Below are 24,034 nucleotides of genomic sequence, written 5' to 3'. Positions count from 1 at the left end.
TCGTGGTCTCACAATCGGCGGTGGTCGGCATCTTCCTGGTGGCACTGGCGCTGGTGCTCACCCCGGGACCGAACATGCTGTACCTGGTCTCGCGCAGCATCACCCAGGGCCGCCGGGCCGGGGTGATCTCGCTCGGTGGGGTGGCGGCCGGCTTCGGCGTCTACCTGACCGCCACCAACCTCGGCCTGACCGCGATCTTCACCCACGTGCCGCAGCTGTACCTGGCGCTGCGGATCGCCGGCGCCGGATACCTGGCCTGGCTGGCCTTCCAGGCGCTGCGCCCGGGTGGCCTGACGGTCTTCGCGCCCGCCGCGATGCCGCCGGACTCACCCCGCCGGCTGTTCACCATGGGGATGATGACCAACCTGCTCAACCCCAAGGTCGCGGTGCTCTACCTGTCGCTGATCCCGCAGTTCGAGCGGCCGGACGACGGGCACGTGCTGGCGCAGGGCTTCATCCTGGGCGCCGTGCAGATCACCGTCGCGTTGACCGGCAACCTGCTGATCCTGCTGGCCGCCGGCACCCTCGCGGAGTTCTTCGCCACCCGGCCGGGCTGGCTACGGGTGCAGCGCTACCTGATGGGCAGCGTGCTGGGCGTGCTGGCACTCAAGATCGCCACCGACCAGACCCGCCCCGCCGGCGGCTGAACCGAAGCCGGTCTCGCCCAGGGGTTCCGCCGAACGCTCGGCGGTTTCAGCGGTTTCGTATCCGATCTGGTTGCCAGGGCCTTCGAAACGGATACGAAACCACCGACCAGACAGGCCCCGCGGACGACTGAGAAAGCCGGATCAGCGCAGTTGTCGGGCCAGGAAGTCCAGCACCTGCGGGTAGGCGTCCAGCTGGTTGGCCCGCTTGGCCAGCCCGTGCCCCTCGTCCGGATAGACCAGCAGCTGGCATTCCACGCCGTTGGCGCGCACCGCGGCGACCACCTGCTCGGCCTCCGACAGCGGCACCCGCGGGTCGTTGGCACCGTGGATCACCAGCAGCGGCGCGCGGATCCGGCCGATCCGGGGCAGCGGCGACGCCGCCTCGAGCACCTCGCGGTCGGCGTCCAACCGGCCGTACTCGCGTTCCCGGTAGGCCCGCCGGTAGGCCGAGGTGTTCTGCAGGAAGGTCACCAGCGAGGAGATGCCGACGATGTCGACGCCGGCCGCCCACAGGTCGGGGTAGAAGGTCAGGCCGGCCAGCACCATGTACCCGCCGTACGAGCCGCCGTACAGCGCCACCCGGGCCGGGTCGACCCCGGCCGAGGGCAGCCAGTCACGCACCGCCACCAGGTCGGCCACCGAGTCCAGCCGCTTGTCCACGTCGTCCAGCGACAGCCAGCGCCGGCCGTAACCGGACGAGCCCCGGACGTTGGGCAGCACCACGGTGTGCCCGGCCAGGGCCAGCGCCGCGGCCACCGGGCTCCAGCTGCGCACCGAGGCAGCCTCCGGGCCACCGTGGATGACCAGCACCGCCGAGCCGTCCGGCCGTTCCGGCGTCAGCACCAGCACCGGGATCTGCTCGCCGTCCGGGGCCGGCACCCGCGCGGCGCTCGGCAGCACCAGCCCCTCGGTGGCGGCGGCGGGGTTGCTGGTGGTGCGCCGCTCGGCGTGCTCGCCGCCGCGCCAGGTGTAGGCCTCGGGCGGCTGTACCGGCGAGGCGAACGTCATGCCGAGCAGGCTGGAGTCCGGTGCCCAGACCGGCACCGAGTTGAAGGTGAGCACCCCCGGGTTCGGGAACCGGACCGGCTGGCCCCCCTCTATGCCCAGCGGGCCGCCGGCCCAGTCGAGGACGGTCAGCTCGTCGGCGCCGTCCCGGGTACGGACCACCGCGAGCCGGCGGCCGTCCGGGGCCGGCCACCCGAACAGGTCGCTGTCCTCGGCGGACGCCACCGTCGACCAGCGCCGGCCGGCCAGCTCGAAATGCCGCAGCGAGACGAACTCCGCACCGGAGTCCGACGAGGCCAGCAGCCCGCTGGAGTCCGGCAGCCACCGGACGTTCGACCAGGCGCCCGGCACCGTCGCGTCGGTGATCGGCTCGACCCGGCCGGTGCCGACCTCGACCAGCAGCAGTTCCGACGACGCCGGCAGCAGGGTCAGCCGGGACAGCACCACCCAGCGGCCGTCGTCGGAGACCTCGGCGTCGGAGAACCAGCCGCCGCCGTCCCACAGCACCTGCTCGGCACCGGTGGACAGGGTGCGCGAGACCACGTCGAAGTCCACCCCGTTGCGGCGATTGGTGGCATAGACCAGCCGATCTGGCTGGACGTCGAGCAGGTTGTGGATGAACGCCGGGTCGTGCACCACCGGCTCCAGCTCAGCCAGCCTCGCGGCGGCTGTCCCGGTGCCGTCCAGCCGCAGCAACGACAGCTGGGTGCGCTCGGTGCCGCCGGTGTCGGCCGACACCACCACCGCCCGCTCGCCGGGCAGGTACCGGCCGGTGCACGGCTCGCCGAGATCGGTCAACTGGGTCCAGCCGCCGTCCGGGGTCAGCTCGTAGAGCTGCACTGAACCGCTGTCGTCGTTGCCGACCAGCAGCCGGTCGTCGGAGTCGATGTCGAACAGGGTGCTGCGCCGCAGTTCGAGAAGTTCGCGCAGCCGGTCGCCGGTTTTGTCCATTCCAGCATCGTCGCACCCGGCTGCTAGACATCCACTATGACCTTTCCCGCACCGGTTCCGGCACCGCCGGACCACCCGGCCTCCCCGGCACCCCCGGCCCCCGCTACCGGCGGGCCGGCGGTGCGCGACGAGGACCGGGGGCTGCTGCGCGAACAGGCGCAGGCCCACCTGCGGGCGCTGGCCGGGCCCACCGCCGAACTGCGCGCCGATCAGTGGCGGGCGATCGAGGCGCTGGTCGCCGACCGGCGCCGGGCCCTGGTGGTGCAGCGCACCGGGTGGGGGAAGTCGGCCGTCTACTTCGTCGCCACCGCCCTGCTGCGCGCCCGCGGCGCCGGCCCGACCGTGATCGTCTCGCCGCTGCTGGCCCTGATGCGCAACCAGATCGCGGCCGCCGAGCAGGCCGGCATCCGGGCCGCGACCATCAACTCGACCAACCTGGAGGACTGGTCGGCGACGTATGCCGCAGTGCACCGCGGCGAGGTCGACGTGCTGCTGCTCTCACCCGAGCGGCTGAACAATCCCGAGTTCCGCGACCAGGTGCTGCCCCGGCTGGCCACCAGCTGCGGCCTGCTGGTGGTGGACGAAGCGCACTGCATCAGCGACTGGGGGCATGACTTCCGCCCGGACTTCCGGCGGCTTCGCACCCTGCTGCCGCAACTGCCGGACGGTACCCCGGTGCTGGCCACCACGGCGACGGCCAACAGCCGGGTGGTGACCGACGTGGCGGAGGTGCTCGGCCTCGGCAGCCCACCGGCCGCCGATGCCGGCACCGACGGGGGCCGGCGACCGGACGAGGTGCTGGTGCTGCGCGGCAGCCTGGACCGGGAGTCCCTCCAGCTCGGAGTGCTGTCGCTGCCGTCCAGCGCACACCGGCTGGCCTGGCTCGCCGACCAGCTCGGCACCCTGCCCGGCTCCGGGATCATCTACACCCTCACGGTGGCCGCGGCGCAGGAGGTGGCCGGTTACCTGCGCGAGCGCGGGCACCCGGTGGCCGCCTACTCCGGCCAGACGGAGCCGGCCGAGCGGCTGGTGGCCGAGGAGGACCTGATCTCCAACCGGGTCAAGGCGCTGGTGGCCACGTCGGCGCTCGGCATGGGCTTCGACAAGCCCGACCTCGGCTTCGTGATCCACTTCGGCGCGCCTGCCTCGGTGATCGCCTACTACCAGCAGGTCGGGCGGGCCGGCCGGCGGTTGGACCGGGCGCCGGTGATCCTGCTGCCGGGTGCTGAGGACCAGGCGATCTGGGACTACTTCGCCTCGGTCGGCTTTCCGGCCCAGTCCCAGGTGCGCGCCACCCTGGAGGTGCTCGCCGGCAGCCCCGGCCCGATGAGCACCGCGGCGCTGGAAACCCGGGTGGAGCTGTCCCGCGCCCGGTTGGAGACCATGCTGAAGGTGCTGGACGTCGACGGCGCGGTGCACCGGGTGAAGGGCGGCTGGACCGCCACCGGCCAGCCCTGGCACTACGACGCCGAGCGCTACGCCCGGCTGGACCAGGTGCGCCGGGCCGAGCAGCAGGCGATGCGGAACTACCTGCGGCTGGACTCCTGCCGGATGCGCTACCTGCGTACCCAGCTGGACGACCCGGCCACCGCGGACTGCGGCCGGTGCGACAACTGCGGCGGCCTGTCCCTGAGTGCCGGTGCCCCGGCCGAGGCGGTGGCCGCCGCCGAGGACAGCCTGCAGCGGCCGGGCGTGTTGCTGGAACCGCGCCGGCAATGGCCGTCGGCAATGCCGTCGCTGGGCATCGAGGTGCGGGGCCGGATCGCCGCCGCCGAGACGGCCGAGTCCGGCCGGGCCGTCGCCCGGTTCACCGACCTCGGCTACGGCAGCCGAATTCGGGCGGTGCTGGCCGGCGAGCAGCCGGGCGATCCCACCGGTCTGGGAGATGATGCCGGCCCGGTCGCCTCGGACGCAGCCGTGCCCGCAGACCTGATCGCCGCCGCCGTCGCCGTGCTGGCCGGTTGGCAGTGGCGGCAGCGCCCGGCAGCGGTGGTGCACATCGGCTCGCGGCGCCGCCCGCTCCTGGTCGCCGACCTGGCCGGCCAGCTGAGCCGGATCGGCCGGCTGGCAGATCTCGGCGGCGTCGAGCACGTCGGCCGGTCGGCAACCGGCCGGTCCAACAGCGCGCACCGGCTGAAGGCCTGCTGGAACGGCTACCGGCTGCCCGACCGGCTGGCCGGGCAGCTTGCCGGTGAGCTGCGGGGCACACCGGTGCTGCTGGTCGACGACTTCTGCGACACGGGGTGGACGATCACCGTGGTGTCGCGGTTGCTGCGGGCGGCCGGCGCCGGGTCGGTGTACCCGTTCGTGCTGGGCCTGACCGGCTGACCGCGAGAACTCAGTCCGGCAGCAGGCAGCCGGCCGGCAGTTCGAACCAGCGCAGGTGCTCGAAGTCCGTCGAGACGAAGCGGGCAGCCGGCTGCACCGGATCCGCCGACAGCGCGGCTGCTTCGGCGGTGGCGAACAGCCGGGCCGCCTCGTCCAGGTAGCCGCGCAGCTCGCTCTCCGGCGCCCGGTCCTGGTGATGCGGGTAGACCATCGCACCGGTCTCGTCGTAGCTGATCTGGGAGAGCCGCAACGGCGGCTCGGCCGGGCCCAGGCGGTGCCGCCACAGCCCGGTCACCGGGTCGAACCGGTAGTCGCCGAGCAGCCGCCAGCCGTGCCGCGCCACCAGCCGGACCGCCTCGACGATGTAGTCGAAGACCGCCTCGGAGATGAAGTAGTTGAAGTTCACCCGGACCCAGCCGGGCTTGATTCCCTCGCAACCGCCGGCGATCTCGCGCTCGAACTCGTGCGAGCGCTCCAGGTCGATGCCCAGCAACCGGTGCCCGTACGGCCCCGCACACGAGCAGCCGCCGCGGGACTGGACGCCGAACAGGTCGTTGAGCAGCGCGACCACGAAGTTGTGGTGCAGGTAGCGGCGGCCCTCGGCACCGGAGCGCACCACGAACGACAGGATGGACAGCCGCGGCGAGGCCAGGTTGCCCAGGATCTCGATGGCCGGTTCGGCCGACCAGGCCTGCACCGCGCGGCGCAGGTAGTACTCCTCGTGCGCCCGGATCACCGGCAGGCCCACGGCTTCCTTGAGCTGGAACACCAGGCCGGCCCGGATCGACTCGACGATGGCCGGCGTGCCGCCCTCCTCCCGGGCGGTGGGGTCGGTGAGGTAGCGGTGCTCGGCCGGGTTGACGTAGGCCACCGTGCCGCCGCCCGGCACCACCGGCACCCGGTTGGTGAGCAGCTCGCGCCGGGCGATCAGCACGCCCGGAGTGCTCGGGCCGCCGATGAACTTGTGCGGACTGAGGAAGATGGCGTCGCAGTAGCCCTGGTCGTGATCCTCATACATCCGGATCCGGATGTAGGGCGCCGCGGCGGCGTAGTCCCAGAACGACAGCGCGCCGTGCGCGTGCAGCAGCGCCGAGATCCGCGCGGTGTCGGTCATGATCCCGGTGACATTGCTGGCCGCGGAGAAGGAGCCGATCTTCAGCTTCCGGTCGGCGTAGCCCAGCAGTTGGCGTTCCAGGTCGGCGGCGTCGAGCTGGCCGTCGGCATCCTGCCCGATCAGCACCACGTCGGCGATCGACTCCCGCCACGGCAGCTCGTTGGAGTGGTGCTCGTACGGCCCCAGGAAGACCACCGGACGGTCCTCGACGGGGATCGCCCGGCTGAGGGAGTAGCGGTCCTCCAGCCCGGCCGGGATTCGCAACCCGAGGATGCCGATCATCTTGTCGATGGCGGACGTGCAGCCCGAACCGGTGAAGATCACCACGGTCTGGTCGTCGCCGCCCACCGCGTCGCGGATGATGGCGCGGGCGTCCTCGCGCAGCCGGGTGGTCTGCAGGCCGGTGCCGCTGGACTCGGTGTGGGTGTTGGCGTACCGGGGCAGCACCTCGTCGCGGATGAAGTCCTCCAGGAAGCCCAACGCGCGCCCGGAGGCGGTGTAGTCGGCGTAGGTCACCCGGCGCGGCCCGTACGGGCCGGGCATCACCTGGTCGTCGCCGATCACCGACTCGCGGATCCGGCGCAGCAGCGCGGTCTCCGGCGGCGGACCGGCCGGGGCCGCTGTCCCGGCTCGGTATCCTGCGGGCACACCGGATCCGAGGCTGGTCATGCCCGCCAGGGTAGGGCCTGGCGGGCCGGCCGGCTGACCGCCGGGTTGTCCGACTGCTCACAGTGCGGCTCTGGTCCAATGGAGCGATGGACGACACGGACGCGGTGGCAGGACTGCTGGCAGACGGCTTCGACCGGATCCGGCAGCTGGTCGAGGACACGGTGGCGGATCTCTCGCCGGAGCAGCTGGCCTATGCGCCGGCGCCGGGAGCGAACCCGATCGGCTGGCTGGTCTGGCACCTGACCCGGATCCAGGACGACCACGTCGCCGGGCTGGCCGGCCGGGAACAGGCCTGGACGGCCGAGGGGTGGTACGAGAGGTTCGCGTTGCCCTTCGACAGCTCGGCCACCGGCTACGGCCAGCGCCCGGAGCAGGTGGCCGCCGTCCGGGTGCCGGCCGAGCTGCTGCTCGGCTACCACCGCGCGGTCTTCTCCCGGACCCGGGACTACGTCGCGGGCCTCGCCGGGCCCGACCTGGCCCGGGTCGTCGACGAGTCCTGGGATCCGCCGGTGACGGTGGGAGTGCGGCTGGTCAGCGTGCTGTCCGATGACCTGCAACATGCCGGACAGGCCGGCTACCTCACCGGATTGCTGAGTCGGCAGCAGGCTTGACGACGGCCTGCTCCGGCGAGGTGGGCAGCCACACCGTCAGGGTGGTGCCGACCCCGAGCTCGGAGTCGATGTCGACCGCGCCGCCGTGCCGGTGCACGATCTCCTGCACGATGGCCAGCCCCAGTCCGGTGCCGGGCAGCGCCGCCTCGGCGGCGTTGGAGGCCCGGAAGAACCGGGTGAACAGGTTGGGGTACTCGTCCGGCGGGATGCCCATGCCGGTGTCGCGGACCTCGATCACCACGCCGCCGTCCTCGGCCGGGGCCAGGCTGACGTTGACGCTGCCGCCGGCCGGCGTGAACTTCAGGGCGTTGGAGATCAGGTTGGTGAAGACCTGCTCCAGCTGCTGGGCGTCGGCCTGCACGTTCAGCTCGCCGTCCGGGGCGCTCAGCTCCAGCTTGACGTCGCTTGCCGCGGCCAGCGGTGCCATCGCCGCCAGCACCGAATGCAGCAGCGAGCGCAGCTGCACCGTGGCCAGTTCTAGCCGCAGCCGGCCGGCGTCGATGCGGGACTGGGTGAGCAGGTCCTCGATCAGGTTGCGCAGCCGGGTGGCGTTGCGGTCGATGATCGACAGCATCGCGGCGGCCTCGTCCGGCAGCTGGCCGCCGTCGCCGTCCTGCAGCATCTCCAGGTAGCCGGCGATCGAGGTCAGCGGGGTGCGCAGCTCGTGCGAGACGGTGGCGATGAAGTCGGCCTTGGCCTGGTCGAGCTCGTGCAGCAGCTGCACCGCCTGGGCCTGCCGCTCGATCAGGTACGCCTGCACCAGGCTGTGCGCGAGGTCGGCGGCCAGGTGCTGGGTGGTGCCGGTCTCGGTGAGCGTCCAGTGCCGGGAGTGGCCGGCCATCGACACCCAGAGCAGGCCGAACGCGCTGGAGCTGTCCCCGACCGGCACCACCAGCGAGGCGCTGGCACCGGCCGCCTGGGCCAGGTGGAAGGTGTGCCGCCCGGCGGTGGTCGGCTCGTAGGTGCGGTGGTCGTCGATGGTGATGACGTGCGCGCTCTCCCACAGCCGGCCGGCCAGCGCCCGGGCCATCTGCAGCTGCTCGGCCTGCGGTTCCGGCAACGGCCGCAGCGGTTCGCGCTGCCACTGCGCGGTCAGCTGCGGCACCCGCTCGTCGGCGAAGATGGTCAGCCACACCCGGTCGACCTCCATCGCGTCACCCAGGCCGCGGACCAGCAGGTCGGCCATCTGGGTGCCGCTGGTGGTGCGCCGGATGGTGGAGGCGATCAGCCTGGTGCGCTGCCGGAACACCTCGGCGTCCCGGTCCACGATGGCCTCAGCCCGGGCCCGGCGGCCCACCGCGTTGACCGCCCGGGCCAGCGCCCGGACCTCGGACGGCCCGTCCTGCTCGTTGGCGCGGGCGCTGAGGTCGCCGCGGTCCAGCCGGCCCACCACCGTCCGCAACGCGCGCAGCGGGCGGGTGAGCCCCGCGGCGATCCGGAACGACAGGATCGCCGCGATCAGCACCGCCAGCACGGTGGTCACGGCCAGCACCGGAACGGCCAGGCCGCCCAGTCGCTGGGCGTCCTCCCGCAGCCGGCGGCGGTTGGCGTCCAGGTTGCGGCCGACGGCTGAATTGGCCTTGCGGAACTGGTCGAACAAATCCTTGGCGCCTTGCTGCTCGTAGGCCTCCGACCCGTTCGCCGGCACCGGATTGCGGGCGATCGGGTCGGCGTACTGGTTCAACCACTGCTCGGCCAGGCTCCGCTCGGTGGCGAGGGCGGCGTCCAGGTCGCGCTCGCCGATGGCGTGCAGGTTGTCCCGGGTCGCGTCCAGCGCCGGCAGGATCCTGCCGCGGCTGGTGCGGTACGGCTGCAGGAAGCTGCGGTCGCTGGTGATCAGGTAGCCGCGTACGCCGGTCTCGACGTCCAGCATCATGGTGAGCGCGGCGGCATGCTGCTCGCCGGCCGGCCCGTAGCCCCGGGCAAGGTCGGAGACCTGCCCGGTGGCCACCTGCAGGGCCAGCACGCCGGCCGTGCCGATGCCGAGCAGCAACAGCAGCAGCATGCCCACGAGCCTGCGCAGCCGGGTGCCGACCGCATCGCGGTTGTCGGCGGGTATGGCACTGCTGGTCACGCGGGCGACCGTCCCAGCACCGCATTCACCCGGATGACCAGATCACGCGGGCTGAACGGCTTGACGATGTAGTCGGCAGCGCCCACGGCGTAGCCGGAGTCGATGTCGAACTCCTGGCTCTTGGCGGTCAGCAGGATCACCGGGATACCGCTGGTCCGGGGGTCCTTGCGCAGCCGGGTGACGATCTCGATGCCGGAGATGCCGGGCATCATCACGTCCAGCAGGGCCACGTCGGGCTGGTGCTCCTGGGTGGCGGCCAGCGCCGTCTGGCCGTTGCTGTAGGCCAGCACCCGGTAGCCGGCGGCGGTCAGCTTGGCGGTCACCAGCTCGCGGATGTCGCGGTCGTCCTCGGCGATGAGCGCGACCGGTCGCGCGGTGTCGGGCGTCGGCTCGTTCGTCATAGCGGTGTGAGCCCTTCTCCACTGTGCTGCACTGCGCAGTCCGGTCAGTATTACTGGCCCCGTCAGACCCTTAAGAATCATCCCGCGGATAGCTGCGTACGCAAGCCGCAACGCAGCTGCAGGTGTACGGCAAATCTGTCCGGACCGCCGGAATGATCGATTCCGGTCGCTTGGGACACCCGGCGCAACCGGTACCGCACGGTGGTGGGGTGCAGGTGCATCTGGCTCGCGACCCGCCCGACGTCGGAGCCGGCTTCGAAGTAGTTCAGCAGCGTCCGGGCGCCTTCGGGGTCGGTCTCGATCAGCTCGCCGATCCGCGGGTCGAGCAGATGTTGTTGGTGGGCAAGGCAATTCTCCACCGCCGCGATGAGCAGCCGGGACCGGACGGCGTCGAAGGCGACGACCGCGGCACTGCCGGCCAGGCCCAGTGCCAGCTCCGCGTCGCGCCGCGATCCGGCGGCTGCCGGCACCGAGTCCACCATCGGGCCGATCGCCGCGCGGGCTGCCGGGTCCAGGTGCCGGCGGGCCGCGGCCATCGCCCGGCGCAACATCACCGTGGCCGATGTCACGCTGTCCAGCGCCGGCAGCAGCGCGTAGACCCGGCCGTCCAGCTGCTCGACCAGGGCGCTGCGCCGGTAGGCGGCGGCGTGCACGGTGAGGATCGCGGCCAGCTCGTCCAGCTGTGCCGCGGCGGTGGCCGGGTCGCGCGGCTGCGGGCCGAGTTCGGCCACCGCCACCGCGCAGGGCTGCCCGGCCGCCCGGCCGAGCCGGGCCGGGACGGTGCCCGCCGCGCCCGGCCCGGAACCGAGCTGGGCCGGGACGGTGCCTGCCGCGGCGGGTGCGGCGCCGAGCAGGGCGGCGAGCTCGGCGCCGGAGCCGGCCGGCCGGCGGCCCCGGGAGACCAGCTGGGCCGCGGTGATCCGGGCCGCGCCCAGCAGCGCCTGCTCGGCGTGTGGCTCGAAGTCGCCGCTGCCCTGTTGCAGCCAGATGGTGGCCAGCTGGCGCTCGCCGGCGAACACCCCGACCGCCAGCCGGCGGCGCACCCCGGACTCCGGGTGCTCGGCGATCTCGACCACCTCCTCCGAGGAGCTCAGCCGGTCGTAGACCCCCCACTCGCGCAGCAGCGCCAGGTACTGGGCCGGGCCGCTGCGGCCCAGGATGGACAGCCGGCGCAGCTCGTCCACCTCGTCGCTGGAGCGGGAGTAGGCCAGCACCCGGGCCGAGGTGTCCTCGATGGTGACCAGCCCGCCGGTCAGGGTGGCAATGGTTTGGGCCAGCTCGGCCAGCTCGTCGTCGGCGCGGATGGCCGGCGGGGTGAGCCGGCGGACCAGCTGCCGGTGCAGCTCGTTCCAGCCGTGCCCGGCCGCCAGCCACTCCAGCCGCACCCGTTCGGCTGCCGCGCGCCGCTCGACGGCGGCCTGCTCGTCGGGGACGGCCGGCCGGCGCAGCAGCACCGCCGCGGCACCCGAGGCCGCGGCGCTGGCCAGCAGCCCGGCGGCAGCGTCCGGGCCGATGCCGACGCCGAGCACCAGGTCGCCGGCGGCCAGCGGGGCGCCCGGGTCCTCCGGGTCGGCCACCGCCACCGCGGTGGTGGCCGGCACCCGGTCCAGCAGGGCGGCGGCCACCGCACTGATACTTGGTTCGGTGGAAGTCATGGCATCAAGATTATCGATTACGAGCAGCCTGGGCGTTCCGAAACGGCCTACCGTGGGTACATGGATGCCGTCACCCAGATTCCCGCCCCGCGCAACGAACCGGTCCTGGAATACCGGCCGGGCTCTGCCGAGCGCGCCGCCCTGACCAGCAAGCTCGCCGAGCTCGCCGCCGAGACCATCGAGATCGACTGCGTGATCGGCGGCCAGCGCCGGCCGGGCAGCGGCCGGGCCGGCCAGGTGGTGCAGCCGCACCGGCACTCGCAGGTGCTGGCCACCTACCGGCATGCAGGTCAGCAGGAGGCACTGGACGCCGTCGCCGCGGCCAAGGCCGCCGCACCCGCCTGGCAGGCGCTGTCCTACGACGACCGGGCGGCCATCTTCCTGCGCGCCGCGGACCTGCTGGCCGGTCCCTGGCGGGCCACCCTGAACGCGGCCACCATGCTCGGCCAGTCCAAGACCGCGGTGCAGGCCGAGATCGACTCCGCCTGCGAGCTGATCGACTTCTGGCGGTTCAACGTGGCCTTCGGCTACCAGGTGCTGGCCGAGCAGCCGGTCTCCTCGCCCGGCGTGTGGAACCGGCTGGACCACCGGCCGCTGGAGGGCTTCGTCTATGCCATCACACCGTTCAACTTCACCGCGATCGCCGGCAACCTGCCGACCGCGCCGGCGCTGATGGGCAACGTGGTGCTCTGGAAGCCGTCCGAGACCCAGCTGCTGGCCGCCCACTACACCCTGCGGCTGCTCGAGGCGGCCGGCCTGCCGCCCGGCGTGATCAACCTGCTGACCGGTGACGGCTTGGCGGTCTCGGAGGTGGTGCTGCCGCACCCGGACCTGGCCGGCATCCACTTCACCGGCTCGACGGCGACCTTCCAGCACCTGTGGCAGCAGGTCGGCACCCACATCGCCGGCTACCGGACCTACCCGCGGCTGGTCGGCGAGACCGGCGGCAAGGACTTCGTGCTGGCGCACCCGAGCGCCGACGTGGACACCCTGCGTACCGCCCTGATCCGCGGCGCGTTCGAGTACCAGGGGCAGAAGTGCTCGGCGGCGTCGCGGGCCTACGTCCCGGCGTCGCTGTGGCCGGCCCTGAAGGACGAACTGGCCGCCCGGACCGACGCGCTGGCGATGGGCGACGTCACCGACTTCGGCAACTTCCTCGGCGCGGTGATCGACCGGCGGGCCTTCGACCGGCTGGCCGGGGTGCTGGACCGCGCCAAGAACGACCCGAAGCTGGAGATCCTGGCTGGCGGAACTGCCGACGACAGCGAGGGATTCTTCATCCGGCCGACCGTGCTGGTCTCCGACGACCCGGACCACGAGGTGTTTTCCACCGAGTACTTCGGGCCCATCCTGGCAATCCATGTCTACGACGACAGCTCCGATCCCGAGGCCGCCTTCGAGCACATCATGGACGTGCTCGACTCGACCGCCCCGTACGCGCTGACCGGCTCGATCATCTCCACCGACCGGCTGGCGGTCGCCCGCGCGCAGCAGCGGTTGCGGTTCACGGCCGGCAACTTCTACGTCAACGACAAGCCCACCGGCGCGGTGGTCGGCCAGCAGCCGTTCGGCGGCTCGCGGGCCTCGGGCACCAACGACAAGGCCGGCTCGATCCTGAACCTGCAGCGCTGGGTGTCGCCGCGGGCCATCAAGGAGAGCTTCGTCGCCCCCACCTCCGTCGAGTACCCGGCGCAGGCGGGGGAGTAGCGGATGGCACTGCTCCGCCAGCCGCTGCTGGCCGCCGCCCGCTCGCCCCGGCTGCGGTCGGTGGCCGAGAAGTCCCGGTTCACCCGGCCGGTGGTGAACCGGTTCGTGGCCGGCAGCACCGAGGACGACGCGCTGCGGGTCACCGCGGACCTCGCCGCTGCCGGCCTGCTGACCACCCTGGACTTCCTGGGTGAGGACACCACGTCGGTCGAGCAGGCCGAGCACACCGTGCGGGCCTACGAGTCGGTGCTGGCCGGGCTCGCCGACGTCACCGGCACCGGCCTGGCCGACCGCGCCGAGGTGTCGGTGAAGCTGTCGGCCATCGGACAGGCGCTGCCCGGCGACGGCGAGCGGATCGCCCTCGACGGCGCCCGGCGGATCTGCCAGGCCGCGGAGAAGGTGGGCACCACGGTGACCATCGACATGGAGGACCACACCACCACCGACTCCACGCTGGGCATCGTCGCCGAGCTGCGGCAGGACTTTCCGTGGGTGGGTGCGGTGCTGCAGGCCTACCTGCACCGCACCGAGGCCGACTGCCGGGAGCTGGCCGGGCCCGGTTCCCGGATCCGGCTGTGCAAGGGCGCCTACGCCGAGCCCGAGTCGGTGGCCTTCTCCGGCGACGCGGTGGAGGATTCCTACCGGCGCTGCCTGGCGGTGCTGTTCGGCGGCCAGGGCTACCCGATGGTGGCCAGCCACGACCCGGCGATGATCGCGGCGGCCCGCTCGCTGGCCGTCCAGCAGCAGCGCAGCCCCGACAGCTACGAGTTCCAGATGCTGTACGGCATCCGGCCGGACGAGCAGCGCGCGCTGGCCGCGGCGGGCCACCGGATGCGGGTCTACGTGCCCTACGGCGACGAGTGGTACGGCTACTTCATGCGCCGGCTGGCCGAGCGTCCGGCGAACCTGGCCTTCTTCCTGCGGTCGCTGACCTCCAAGAAATAGGCCGGCGGCTCAGGCCGAGTCAGTCGTAGATCCCTTCCAGCAGCCACTGGCCGCCGGTGCGGTCGTAGCACACCAGGTAGGCCCGGCCGGTGGCGTCCACCAGCTGCATCCGGGCCAGCTGGCGGGCCGATTCGGCGTCCCACCAGCGCTCGTCCACCGGCCACGGGCCGGCCCACTGGGTGATCGCGGTGGCCTGCCCGGTGCTGCCGGCGTAGCGGGCCGGCGGCGCCGGGACGGTGCCCCGCTCGGTGACCCGGACCGTCCGGCCGGCCTCGTCGAGCACCTGCACCGGCTGCGGCGGGTCGATGAGCACCGACGGCGCCGGGGACGGCAGCCGGCCCGGCCACGGCGCGGTCGCCGGCTCGCCCGGGTCGTCGCCCCACGGCACCAGCCTGGTCCGCTGCGCCGGGCCGCGGCCGCCGCCTAGCACCGGGGTGAGCACCGAGCCGTGGCCGAGCAGCGTCTGGACCCGGGCCAGCGCCCGGTGCGCCCGCTCGTCTCCCGCGCCGTCGCCACCCCACAGCGCCCGCTGGTGGGTGCCGGTGGGCACCGTCTCGACCGGGCTCAGCCGCAGCAGGTTCACCGGCCCGGACGGCGCGTTCGGCTCGCCAGCGGCCCGGCTCAGCCAGCCCTCCAGCTGCCAGCGGACCCGGTCGGTGACGTCGACGGCGGTGAGCACCCCGGCATGCCGCCAGCGGCGCACGGTTTCCTCGCCCCGGTCGGTCTGGGCCACCAGTTCGAAACAGCTGCAGGCCAGGCCGGCCTCGGCCAGCTCCCCGACGAACCGCTCGATCGCGCCGCGGGCGGTGAAGGCGATGGTGTCGACCCGGTCCAGCGGGGGTTCGAGGGCGATGCTGACTTCGAACTCGGCCGGCGGCAACCGGCCGGCGATCGGCCGGCTGTCCAGGCCCGCGGCCTGCCGGTGTGCCCAGGTGCCGGCCGGGCCGAACCGGGCCTGGGCGTCGGCGACCGGGAGCGCGGCGAAGGCGCCGAGGGTGCGGATGCCCAGCCGGGTCAGCAGGTCGACCAGGCCCGGATCGTCCAGGGTGGCGATCGGCAGGTCGGCGAGGAAGTCCGCCGAGCTGCCGGCCGGGATCACCACGCCCCGCCGGGCTGCCTGCTCGGCGGCGAAGGCGCCGTCGGCCACCCCGATCAGCACGTCCTCGGTGTGCTCGGCGATCGTCTGCGCCAGGGCGTGCACGACGGCGGTCTCGCCGCCGAAGTACCGGGTGGCCCCGCGGATGCCGATCATGGCCAGCCCGGGGCGGCCCAGTTCCACGCCGAGCGCCACCGACTCGATCGCGGTCAGCACCGGCTCGAAGGCGCGGGCCTCGGCGGCCAGGTTGCGCGGCCGGATCACCAGCTCGGGGCAGCGGGCCTGTGCCTCGCGGCGGCGCATGCCGCGCCGGATCCCCTGCCGGCGGGCGGCGTGCGAGCAGGCGACGACCCGGTTGGCGGTCAGCACCGCGACCGGTTCGGAATCGGGCAGGCCGGCCTCGGCCCGGGCCACCGTGACCGGCCAGTCCGGGCACCAGATCGCGGCCATCCGGGGCGGGCCGGGGTGTTGCTTGCTCACAGCCACAGTTCGGCGTTGCGCGGCCGGGCCGAGCGGCCCCGGCCGGTCGCCGAGAGCAGCAGCTGGCGCTGCCGCAGCCGGCCGTAGCCGCGGTCGATCCCGGTCCAGCGGCCGTGGGTGGCCGACAGCTCGATCTCGACGGCGGGCCAGGACGCGGCCTGCGGGCCGAACAGCACCAGGATGCCGCCCTTGCTGCGGGCCCGGGCGGTCAGCCGACGGGCGTCGCCGTCGCTCACCCGGCCGGTCCAGCCCCGGGTGCCGGACGCCGCGCCGGCCGGCACCCCGCTCGCTCCGGGCTGGGCGACCACCAGGTCCACGGCGTCGAGCAGCGTGCCGACCACGGTGGTCCAGGACGGCCCGGTCCGCACTGCCAGCTCGCCGTGGCCACCCCGGCTGGTGTCCTCCCGGCCCGCGGATGGGTTGATGATGGCCAGCCGGTCCAGCGCGATGCCGGCCTCGACGGCGGCCTCCGCGCTGATCGCGGGCATTCCCACCATCGCGGTCCAGGCACCGGCCGCCGACGCGGCGCCGAGCAGGGCGAGCAGCAGCGAGACCGACGAGGTGACCGCCACGGTGCTGCCCCGGCGCAGCCCGTCGGGCAGCAGCTGTCGCAGCCCGTCCGGCACCGGCAGCGGCGGCAGGGCCGGCGGGGTGAGGGTGGTGATGCCCCCGGCCGGCTGGGCGTTGAGCTCGGCGCGCAGCACCGGCCGCAGCGCCGGCCGGCGGAGCGGCAGCGCGGGCGGGGCGCCGAACGGGTCGGGCTCAGCCACCGCGTAGGCGCCGTCGCTGTCGTCGAAGCGCTGCACGGCATCGTCGTCGAACGCCCAGTCCTCGGCGGGCAGCGGCTCGAACGCGGCGGCAGTCACCTCTCTATTTTCGAATACATGTTCGAACAGGTCAAGGACTAATTAGACGGTTCATCTAGGCCGTCTAGCTCATCCGGGCGACTGTGCGTTCGGTGCGGTGGACAGGCCCATAATGAGCCGTGACCAGCTGCCCGTGCGGATTGGGCGAGCCCTACGAGTCCTGCTGCGGTCGGTACCACCGCGGTGAGGCCAACCCGCCGACCGCGCTCACCCTGATGCGCGCCCGGTACGCCGCCTTCGCCTGTGGTGAGGAACAGTTCCTCGCCGCGACCTGGCATCCCAGCACCCGTCCGGCTGGTCCGCTGCTCGACCCGGCGCTGGACTGGACGGCCCTGCACATCACTGGCCACACTGCCGGCGGCTGGCTCGACGAGACCGGCACGGTGGCCTTCACCGCGCGCTACCAGCGGGCCGGCGTGCCCGGCCGGGTGCGCGAGAACAGCCGGTTCGTGCGGCTGGACGGGCGCTGGAGCTACCTAGGGCCCGCCTGAACCGGTGTCCGCTGTTCCCCTGGTCGCGAGTCTCGCGGAGTTTCGCGCCTTTGCGGCCGTACCTTATGACAATCCATCCAGAACGGGAGCGTCCGGCCCGCTAGGGGGCACCGGTGAGCGCAGTGCACAAGGCCGGTCGGCAGCGGTCGGTGGCCCATTCCGACTCGCCAGTGCCAGAACACGATTCCGCAGACCAGGAACGCTGCTGTCCCGTCCCGGTGGCCGGCCTGGTCCATCGCTCGTCTGGCTCTGCGCCGCCCCCGGCGCCGCCGACATCCTCGATCGTCCAGACCCTGCGCCGGTACGTGGAGATAAAAAAGCCAGGTATGCACCCGATTGCAGTCAACGAGCGGGCTACCAACGCCTACTACGGATTCGACTCCAAAAGGAATGTGGGCTGGATAAAGCTCGGCACCAAGGACAAGGACTTGGCTCCGCGCGTCGAGAACTCCATACACGGCGAGGCTCATGCGGAGGAAAAGCTCATCGCCTACGCGGCAGGCATGGTGAAAGACCTCAAGATGGCGCCGGATGCGGATGGTGACCAGCTGCGGGTCAAAGAACTCTACACCGAGCGCCGGCCCTGTAGGCAAAAGGAGAACTCCGGCGACGAGGCGCGCTTGAAACGGCACGAGGGTTCCTGCAAGGCCTATCTCCACAAGACTCTGCACGAGCAGGTTCCGGTGTTCTATTCGGTCAAAGGACCGGAGCCCCACACGGAGTTACGCCACAAGGCATGGGCCGAGCACCATAAGAACCAGCAGCTCCGACAAGTCGACGAGGCCTACACCGCCAAATACAACAGCGTGAAATCCCCCGACGTAAAACGGCCTCCAGGCCTCTGGGAGCTCTACGAAAAGCACGTGAAAGCGATCAAGGCCCTGCAGCCCGCTAACTGGGGAGACGAGAGGGAATGCAGCAATTGCCGGGACGAGGTGACAAAGGCCTCCCGAAAAGCCCTGGCTGAGCTCCAGGCGTGGCCGTCAGTCCCCACCCCGGCATCATCCGGACCCCCGGGACTGCCGCCGGCAGCGCCTGGCCTCGTGCCGGCACCGGCAGCGCCTGGCCACATGCCGGCACCGGCAGCGCCTGGCCACGTGCCGGCGCCAACAGCACCTGGCCTCGTGCCGGCACCGGCAGCGCTCACATCGGCAGCGCCCGCTCCCGCACCGGCGCTCGCTCCCGCGCCGGTGCCAGCGCCGCCCGGCCTGCCAGGACCGGAGAAACGTGGACACCCGGGGGGCTCCGGCGACCCGGCCACCAAGCGCCCGCTGGTCGGGTCCTCCCTACCAGCGGCGCCGGGCGGCCCTGTCGTCCAGCCGCCACCGCGGCCGTAGCCATTCCGGCTGCAAGTACTGCTGGCGGGATGAAGAAGGGCGGCGCCAGGGTCAGCCGGCGCTGAGCACCGTCTCGGGATCCTCGTCCGGGTTGTCCCAGTCGTTCGGGTCGTTGGGGTCGCGGTCCGGCAGGCCCGCAGCCACCCGGTCCGGGTGCAGGAACACGAACCGCTTGTAGGCCCAGAACCGGAAGATGGTGCCCAGGCCGATGGTGAACAGGTTCACCACGTTCATCACCAGGACGTGGTGCTTGTAGTGCAGCGGGTAGGAGAAGATCGCGATGATCACCAGCGCGACCAGCAGCGCGATCAGGTTGATCAGGAAGAAGAACCCGGCCTCCCGGGCCAGCTTGCTGCGAGCCCGGTGCGAGAACGACAGGTTGCGGTTGCCGACATAGGTCACCGCGGTGGCCACCGTGGTCGAGATCGTCTTCGCCACGATCTGGCCGTGGTCGAAGAAGAAGTTGAACAGGGCGAGGTCGACCAGGAAACCCACCGCCCCGACCACGCCGAACGCTGCGAGTTCCTTGACGAGGATGCGCCACGAGCCGCGGACGTGGTCGAGTAGGGAAGAGGACATCGCCCGTCGATTGTACGGGCGGGCGCTGTGCGCAATCCCCGGCCGTGCCCGGTTCAGGCGATCCACAGGACATTCCCAGCTAGTCGGGCACCGCTGAAGCTCAGCAGGTGATGCGCACCGTGTCGGTGACTACCTGGTCGAGAGCGGAGGGCAGCCGGGGCAACGCCGTCGCCGCCAGGTCGGGCAGCACGCTGCCGAGCACGAAGCGGGCCGTCAGCGCGTGCCACAGCTGGGCCCGGCGCAGCATCGCGTGGCCTTCGCCGGAGACCGACACCAGGCTCACCGAGGCCCCGGCCGCCTCGGCCCGGGTGGCATAGCCGGCGGTGGCCGCCGGCGAGGTGACCCGGTCCAGGGCGCCGTGCATCAGCAGCACCCGGCGGTCGGCGAGCTGGCTCACCGGCTCACCGGCCGGCAGCCACGGCGCCAGGCCCACGACGCCGCGCACCTGCCGGTGGCCGGCCACCCGCAACGCGGTCCGGCCGCCCATCGAATGCCCGACCAGGCCGATCGGCAGGTCGGGAAACCGCTCGGTCAGCCGGCGCAGCGCCCACTCGGCGTCGCGCACCGGAGCCGGGTCGTCCGGGCCGTTCCAGCCCCGGATGGCGTAGCGCAGCCGGGCGACCGCGACCCGTCCGTGCCCGCCGCGGGCGATCCGGCGGGCGATCGGGCGCATCCGCAGCACCGCCAGCTGGCGGGCTCGCACCGGGTCGCTGCTCAGCTCCCGGCCGCCGTGCAGCACCAGCACCACGGCGGAGCTGGGGTGCCGTCCGGTCATCACCGTCAGGTGCGGTTCGGGAAGGGCCATGGCAGCCACGCTACCCAGGCGGGTCAGCGTCCCCGTGGCGGCCGGCGGCCGAGGCGCTAGATTCCACTTCCGTGGACAGCCGTACCGGACTGCCGGTGGTGGGCATGGTGGGTGCCGGCCAGCTCGCCAGGATGACCCACCAGGCCGGCATCGCGCTGGGGCAGTCGTTGCGGCTGCTGGCCGACTCGCCGGACGACGGCGCGGCGATGGTAGCCGGCGACGTGCAGGTGGGCGACTACCGGACGCTGGCCGACCTGCGCCGGTTCGCGGCCGGGTGCGACGTGCTGACCTTCGACCACGAGCACGTGCCGGGCGAGCACCTGCGGGCGCTGGCCGCCGACGGGGTGCTGGTGCTGCCCTCGGCGCAGGCGCTCCGGTTCGCCCAGAACAAGGCGGAGATGCGCCGCCGGCTGTCCGGGTTCGGCATCGCCGGGCCGGCCTGGCGGGATCTGTCGGCCGAGGCCGACCCGCGCACGGCCCTGGCCGAGTTCGGGGAGGAGGTGGGCTGGCCGGTGGTGCTGAAGGCGATCTCCGGTGGCTACGACGGCAAGGGGGTCTGGGTGCTGGACTCGCTCGCCGCCGCCGAGCCGCTGCTGGCCTCGGGCACCCCGCTGCTGGCCGAGGCCAGGGTGGAGCTGGACTTCGAAGTGGCGGCCCTGGTGGCCCGCTCGCCGTTCGGGCAGGGCGCGGCCTGGACGCCGGTCGAGACGGTCCAGCAGGACGGGATCTGCACCGAGGTGATCGCGCCGGCGCCGCGGTTGAGCGCCGAGCAGGCCGAGACCGCCGAGCAGCTGGCGCTGCGGATCGCCCGCGAGCTCGACGTCGTCGGGGTGCTGGCGGTGGAGCTGTTCGTCGAGCGCGGCGGCCGGCTGCTGGTCAACGAGCTCGCGATGCGGCCGCACAACTCCGGGCACTGGACCATCGAGGGGTCGCGCACCTCGCAGTTCGAACAGCACCTGCGGGCGGTGCTGGACTACCCGCTCGGGGTGACCGCGCAGACCGCGCCGGTGGTCGTGATGGCCAACGTGCTGGGCGGCCCGGACGACACCGAGCCGGGCCTGGACGAGCGGGTGCACCACCTGATGGCCCGCTGGCCGGACGTCAAGATTCACCTGTACGGAAAAGGGTTCCGGCCCGGCCGCAAGGTGGGGCACGTGACCGCGCTGGGGGATCGGCTGGATCAGGTTCGCGACCGGGCCCGGGCCGCGGCGGACTACCTGTCGCTGGGCCGTCGAGCGAAGGTGGACGCCCATGGTTGAGCCGCAGTTCCCGCCTGCCCCGCCTGCCGGCCGGCACCCGCTGGTAGGGGTGATCATGGGCAGCGACTCCGACTTCGCCACCCTGTCGGCGGCCGGCGAGGCGCTGGCCGAGTTCGAGGTGCCGTTCGAGGTGCGGGTGGTCTCGGCGCACCGGACGCCCGAGGCGATGCTCGACTACGCCCGCTCGGCCGCCGGTCGCGGGCTGCGGGTGATCATCGCCGGCGCCGGGGGTGCCGCGCACCTGCCGGGCATGGTGGCCTCGCTCACTCCGCTGCCGGTGATCGGCGTGCCGGTCCCGCTCAGGCACCTGGACGGCATGGACTCGCTGCTGTCCATCGTGCAGATGCCGGCCGGCGTGCCGGTGGCTACCGTCTCGATCGGCGGTGCCCGCAACGCCGGCCTGCTGGCCGTCCGGATGCTGGCGGTGGCCGACGAGGGGTTGCGGGCCCGGATGGCGGCGTTCCAGGCCCAGCTCGCCGAGGTCGCGCTCGGCAAGGACCGGTCGTTGCAGGAACAGGTCCGTACGCTCGGCTGGTGAGCAACGAGCGGTCCGGTGCCGGCCGGCGGTGGCGGGCCCTTCGCCCGGCACGGCGGTCTTCCGCGCCGGACCGGCGAACCCGGTTCCCGGCGCGGCGGTGGCTGGCGACCCGGCGCGCCAAGCAGGCCGGCGCCGCGCTGCTCGCCGTCCTGCTGGCGATCGCGGTGTTGGTGGTGCTCAACCGGGAGCCGGCCGTCCGGGTGTCGGCGCTGTCGATCCCCGGCACGCCCGAGCCGGACGGCCGGCCGGTGCTGCTGGACTCCTCGCTGTACCTGCCCGAGCACATTCCCGCCCCGGCGATCCTGCTGGCGCACGGCTTCGGCGGCTCGAAGACCGGCCTGGACGGCCAGGCCCGCGGCCTGGCCCGGGCCGGCTACGTGGTGCTGACCTACACCGCCCGCGGATTCGGCGCCTCCGGCGGGCAGATCCACCTGGACTCCCGGCGCTACGAGGTAGCCGACGGCTCCCGGCTGCTGGACTTCCTGCAGTCCCGTCCGGAGGTGGCCCGGACGAGTAATCAGGTCGGTGACCGGCCGGTGCTCGGGGTGGCCGGTTCCTCCTACGGCGGTGCGCTGGCGCTGATGCTGGGCGCGACCGACCACCGGATCGGGGCGGTGGCCGCCGACATCACCTGGAACAGCCTGGCCCGGTCGCTGTTCCCCAACGCCAATGCGAGCGCGACCGGGGCCGACCAGCGGGCCGGGGTGTTCAAGCGGCTGTGGGCCGGCTATCTGTTCTCCAGCGGCTTTCCCGCCGACGGGGACTCCGCCGGTGCCGCCCCGGCTAGCTCTGCTTCGTCCGGCTCCAGCGGGTGCGGCCGGTTCGCCGCCGAGCTGTGCGCCGACTACCAGCAGGCGGTCGCCGGCGGTCCGCCCGACCTGCGGCTGGCCGACCTGCTGGCCGAGTCCAGTCCGGCCAGCGTGCTGGCCGACATGCGGGCGCCGACCCTGCTGACCCAGGGCGAGCAGGACTCGCTGTTCCCGCTCAGCGAGGCCGACGCCAATGCCCGCCAGATCGCGGCGGCCGGTGCGCCGGTGGTGGTGCGGTGGCGCGCAGGTGGCCACGACGCGCCGGGTTCCGATGACGATGTTGCCGGCCTGCAAAGGCGATTCTTCGACGCCCGGCTGCGCGGCCACGGCTCGGTGGGCAGCGCGTTCGAGATTGCCCAGCCCGGTGCCGGGATCTCGGCCAGCAGCGGCCGGACGGTCGAGGTCACCCAGCGCGCCGCCGGCTACCCGGGCCTCGCCGGCGCTGCCGGATTCACCAGCCGGCCGGTGGTACTGCACGGCGCCCCGCAGCAGATCAGCGCACCGGCCGGCGGGTCGCCGGCGGCGGTGTCCACCGTCCCCGGCCTGGGTGGCCTGCTCAGTGGGGCGGCCGGGCTGGGCCTCGGCGGCGCCGCGGGGTTGTCCAGGCTGCCCGGCCAGAGCGCGGTGTTCAGCTCCGATCCGTTGCCGGAGCCGGTGCTGGTGATCGGCTCGTCGCAGGTCCGGCTCTCGGTGACGGCCGGCAGCACCGGCGCGGCGACGCTGTTCGTCTCGCTGCACGACCTCGGCCCGGACGGTTCGGACACCCTGCCGGCCCGGCTGGTGTCGCCGATCCAGCTGACCGGCAAGCCCGGCCAGGTGCACCTGGTGACCGTCCAGCTGCCCTGGATCGTGGCCCAGGTGCCGGCCCGGCACCGGCTGGCCGTCGAGGTCGCCACCACCGACTTCGGCTACCAATTGCCCGTCCAGCCAGCCAGCTACACCGTCGGGCTGGGCGAGGGCATCGTCGCCTCGGGGGCCGCGCTCGGCGTCTCGTCGCTGCCGGTCACCGAGGTGCGCGGCGGCGGCGCCTGGAACTGGCTGGCAGTGGCGGCGCTGGTGGTGCTGGCCTGCCTGGCGTTCGGCTGGTGGCGGCTGCGGTCCCGGCGGCCGGGCGGGGTGGATCCGGAGCTGGCCGGGGTCCCGATCGTGGTGCAGGACCTGGCGAAGGTCTACGCCGACGGCTACCGCGCGGTGGACGGGGTGAGCTTCACGGTCGAGCGCGGGCAGGTGCTGGGGTTGCTCGGCCCGAACGGGGCCGGCAAGACCACCACGCTGCGGGTGCTGATGGGCCTGATCCTGCCGACGTCCGGCTCGGTCCGGGTGTTCGGGCACGAGGTGGTGCCGGGGGCGGAGGTGCTGTCCCGGCTGGGGGCCTTCGTCGAGGGGCCGGGTTTCCTGCCGCACCTGAGCGGCCGGGAGAACCTGCGGCTGTTCTGGGCGGCGTCTGGCCGGCCGGTCGAGCAGGCCGAGTTCGACACAGTGCTCGAGATCGCCGGGCTGGGGGAGTCGGTGGAGCGCCGGGTGAAGACCTACAGCCACGGCATGCAGCAGCGGCTGGCGATCGCCCAGGCGATGCTGGGCCTGCCCGACGTGCTGGTGCTGGACGAGCCGACCAACGGCCTGGACCCGCCGCAGATCGCCGAGATGCGGGTGGTGCTGGGCCGCTA

General features: G+C 73.0%; 19 protein-coding genes. 10 read left to right on the top strand and 9 right to left on the bottom strand.

Going from position 1 to position 24,034, the window contains the following annotated elements; genetic code table 11:
- Positions 1 to 2 precede the first annotated feature (2 nt).
- Positions 3 to 647: a LysE family translocator gene (locus tag VLJ82_RS00095; protein ID WP_408661283.1), complete on the top strand. Its 645-nt coding sequence runs from the start codon at positions 3 to 5 to the stop codon at positions 645 to 647.
- A gap of 141 nt (positions 648 to 788) precedes the next feature.
- Here VLJ82_RS00095 and VLJ82_RS00090 read toward each other — a convergent pair whose 3' ends face one another.
- Positions 789 to 2,603 carry a S9 family peptidase gene (locus VLJ82_RS00090; RefSeq protein WP_408661282.1) on the bottom strand — a complete coding sequence of 605 codons (1,815 nt, stop codon included), beginning with the start codon at positions 2,601 to 2,603 and terminating at the stop codon, positions 789 to 791.
- Positions 2,604 to 2,639: 36 nt separating this feature from the next.
- On the opposite strand from VLJ82_RS00090, the gene VLJ82_RS00085 reads away from it, so the two are divergent.
- Positions 2,640 to 4,931, top strand: coding sequence for a RecQ family ATP-dependent DNA helicase (locus tag VLJ82_RS00085; RefSeq protein WP_408661281.1), 2,292 nt, complete (start codon positions 2,640 to 2,642; stop codon positions 4,929 to 4,931).
- A 10-nt stretch (positions 4,932 to 4,941) separates the two neighbouring features.
- Here VLJ82_RS00085 and VLJ82_RS00080 read toward each other — a convergent pair whose 3' ends face one another.
- Entirely contained in the window at positions 4,942 to 6,714 is a 1,773-nt protein-coding gene (locus tag VLJ82_RS00080) for an aminotransferase class V-fold PLP-dependent enzyme (RefSeq protein ID WP_408661280.1), read from the bottom strand.
- A gap of 86 nt (positions 6,715 to 6,800) precedes the next feature.
- Here VLJ82_RS00080 and VLJ82_RS00075 point away from each other — a divergent pair, with 86 nt between their 5' ends.
- Entirely contained in the window at positions 6,801 to 7,325 is a 525-nt protein-coding gene (locus VLJ82_RS00075) for a mycothiol transferase (protein ID WP_408661279.1), read from the top strand.
- Here the strand turns inward: VLJ82_RS00075 and VLJ82_RS00070 are convergent.
- The 3 genes from VLJ82_RS00070 to VLJ82_RS00060 form a co-directional block, all read right to left on the bottom strand.
- Positions 7,294 to 9,399, bottom strand: coding sequence for an ATP-binding protein (locus VLJ82_RS00070; RefSeq protein WP_408661278.1), 2,106 nt, complete (start codon positions 9,397 to 9,399; stop codon positions 7,294 to 7,296). The two genes, VLJ82_RS00075 and VLJ82_RS00070, sit on opposite strands and share 32 nt — an antisense overlap.
- Complete coding sequence (locus VLJ82_RS00065) at positions 9,396 to 9,800, bottom strand: response regulator transcription factor (RefSeq protein WP_408661277.1); 405 nt, start codon at positions 9,798 to 9,800, stop codon at positions 9,396 to 9,398. The genes VLJ82_RS00070 and VLJ82_RS00065 overlap by 4 nt, the downstream gene beginning before the upstream one ends.
- A gap of 77 nt (positions 9,801 to 9,877) precedes the next feature.
- On the bottom strand, positions 9,878 to 11,455 hold the full coding sequence (locus VLJ82_RS00060) for a PucR family transcriptional regulator (RefSeq protein ID WP_408661276.1): 1,578 nt from the start codon (positions 11,453 to 11,455) through the stop codon (positions 9,878 to 9,880).
- Between the two features lie 60 nt (positions 11,456 to 11,515).
- Here VLJ82_RS00060 and pruA point away from each other — a divergent pair, with 60 nt between their 5' ends.
- Both pruA and VLJ82_RS00050 read left to right on the top strand, forming a co-directional pair.
- Complete coding sequence (pruA, locus tag VLJ82_RS00055; RefSeq protein WP_408661275.1) at positions 11,516 to 13,162, top strand: L-glutamate gamma-semialdehyde dehydrogenase; 1,647 nt, start codon at positions 11,516 to 11,518, stop codon at positions 13,160 to 13,162.
- A 9-nt stretch (positions 13,163 to 13,171) separates the two neighbouring features.
- A complete protein-coding gene (locus VLJ82_RS00050; protein ID WP_408661289.1) occupies positions 13,172 to 14,107 on the top strand; it encodes a proline dehydrogenase family protein in 936 nt (311 codons plus the stop codon).
- A 19-nt stretch (positions 14,108 to 14,126) separates the two neighbouring features.
- Here VLJ82_RS00050 and VLJ82_RS00045 read toward each other — a convergent pair whose 3' ends face one another.
- Together VLJ82_RS00045 and VLJ82_RS00040 are read right to left on the bottom strand one after the other, a co-directional pair.
- A complete protein-coding gene (locus VLJ82_RS00045) occupies positions 14,127 to 15,683 on the bottom strand; it encodes a DNA polymerase Y family protein (RefSeq protein ID WP_408661274.1) in 1,557 nt (518 codons plus the stop codon).
- Positions 15,680 to 16,549: a hypothetical protein gene (locus VLJ82_RS00040; protein ID WP_408661273.1), complete on the bottom strand. Its 870-nt coding sequence runs from the start codon at positions 16,547 to 16,549 to the stop codon at positions 15,680 to 15,682. The genes VLJ82_RS00045 and VLJ82_RS00040 overlap by 4 nt, the downstream gene beginning before the upstream one ends.
- 119 nt (positions 16,550 to 16,668) lie before the next feature.
- Here VLJ82_RS00040 and VLJ82_RS00035 point away from each other — a divergent pair, with 119 nt between their 5' ends.
- Positions 16,669 to 17,040, top strand: coding sequence for a YchJ family protein (locus tag VLJ82_RS00035; RefSeq protein ID WP_408661272.1), 372 nt, complete (start codon positions 16,669 to 16,671; stop codon positions 17,038 to 17,040).
- Between the two features lie 326 nt (positions 17,041 to 17,366).
- Positions 17,367 to 18,377: a hypothetical protein gene (locus VLJ82_RS00030; RefSeq protein WP_408661271.1), complete on the top strand. Its 1,011-nt coding sequence runs from the start codon at positions 17,367 to 17,369 to the stop codon at positions 18,375 to 18,377.
- Between the two features lie 51 nt (positions 18,378 to 18,428).
- Here VLJ82_RS00030 and VLJ82_RS00025 read toward each other — a convergent pair whose 3' ends face one another.
- Both VLJ82_RS00025 and VLJ82_RS00020 read right to left on the bottom strand, forming a co-directional pair.
- Positions 18,429 to 18,956: a GtrA family protein gene (locus VLJ82_RS00025; RefSeq protein ID WP_408661270.1), complete on the bottom strand. Its 528-nt coding sequence runs from the start codon at positions 18,954 to 18,956 to the stop codon at positions 18,429 to 18,431.
- A 100-nt stretch (positions 18,957 to 19,056) separates the two neighbouring features.
- Positions 19,057 to 19,761, bottom strand: a complete 705-nt coding sequence (locus VLJ82_RS00020) for a dienelactone hydrolase family protein (protein WP_408661269.1) — start codon at positions 19,759 to 19,761, stop codon at positions 19,057 to 19,059.
- 71 nt (positions 19,762 to 19,832) lie between these two features.
- On the opposite strand from VLJ82_RS00020, the gene VLJ82_RS00015 reads away from it, so the two are divergent.
- The 3 genes from VLJ82_RS00015 to VLJ82_RS00005 all read left to right on the top strand — a co-directional run.
- Positions 19,833 to 21,020 carry a 5-(carboxyamino)imidazole ribonucleotide synthase gene (locus tag VLJ82_RS00015; RefSeq protein ID WP_408661268.1) on the top strand — a complete coding sequence of 396 codons (1,188 nt, stop codon included), beginning with the start codon at positions 19,833 to 19,835 and terminating at the stop codon, positions 21,018 to 21,020.
- Entirely contained in the window at positions 21,013 to 21,558 is a 546-nt protein-coding gene (purE, locus tag VLJ82_RS00010) for a 5-(carboxyamino)imidazole ribonucleotide mutase (protein WP_408661267.1), read from the top strand. Before VLJ82_RS00015 ends, purE begins: the two co-directional genes overlap by 8 nt.
- Positions 21,555 to 24,034: alpha/beta fold hydrolase (locus VLJ82_RS00005; protein WP_408661266.1), on the top strand; the 2,480-nt coding region annotated here is incomplete at its 3' end. The genes purE and VLJ82_RS00005, both read left to right, overlap by 4 nt.

It is taken from the genome of Jatrophihabitans sp. (assembly GCF_035474675.1).
Taxonomy (GTDB): domain Bacteria; phylum Actinomycetota; class Actinomycetes; order Mycobacteriales; family Jatrophihabitantaceae; genus Jatrophihabitans_A.
The sequence above is the reverse complement of the archived record's forward strand: the minus strand, read 5'-3'. Positions and strand labels throughout refer to the sequence as shown.

Excerpts from the sequence above, each read along its gene's own strand:
- VLJ82_RS00090 (WP_408661282.1), bottom strand. The coding sequence starts at position 2,603 with ATGGACAAAACCGGCGACCGGCTGCGCGAACTTCTCGAACTGCGGCGC.
- VLJ82_RS00085 (WP_408661281.1), top strand. The coding sequence starts at position 2,640 with ATGACCTTTCCCGCACCGGTTCCGGCACCGCCGGACCACCCGGCCTCC.
- VLJ82_RS00080 (WP_408661280.1), bottom strand. The coding sequence starts at position 6,714 with ATGACCAGCCTCGGATCCGGTGTGCCCGCAGGATACCGAGCCGGGACA.
- VLJ82_RS00075 (WP_408661279.1), top strand. The coding sequence starts at position 6,801 with ATGGACGACACGGACGCGGTGGCAGGACTGCTGGCAGACGGCTTCGAC.
- VLJ82_RS00065 (WP_408661277.1), bottom strand. The coding sequence starts at position 9,800 with ATGACGAACGAGCCGACGCCCGACACCGCGCGACCGGTCGCGCTCATC.
- VLJ82_RS00060 (WP_408661276.1), bottom strand. The coding sequence starts at position 11,455 with ATGACTTCCACCGAACCAAGTATCAGTGCGGTGGCCGCCGCCCTGCTG.
- pruA (WP_408661275.1), top strand. The coding sequence starts at position 11,516 with ATGGATGCCGTCACCCAGATTCCCGCCCCGCGCAACGAACCGGTCCTG.
- VLJ82_RS00030 (WP_408661271.1), top strand. The coding sequence starts at position 17,367 with ATGCACCCGATTGCAGTCAACGAGCGGGCTACCAACGCCTACTACGGA.
- VLJ82_RS00025 (WP_408661270.1), bottom strand. The coding sequence starts at position 18,956 with ATGTCCTCTTCCCTACTCGACCACGTCCGCGGCTCGTGGCGCATCCTC.
- VLJ82_RS00020 (WP_408661269.1), bottom strand. The coding sequence starts at position 19,761 with ATGGCCCTTCCCGAACCGCACCTGACGGTGATGACCGGACGGCACCCC.
- purE (WP_408661267.1), top strand. The coding sequence starts at position 21,013 with ATGGTTGAGCCGCAGTTCCCGCCTGCCCCGCCTGCCGGCCGGCACCCG.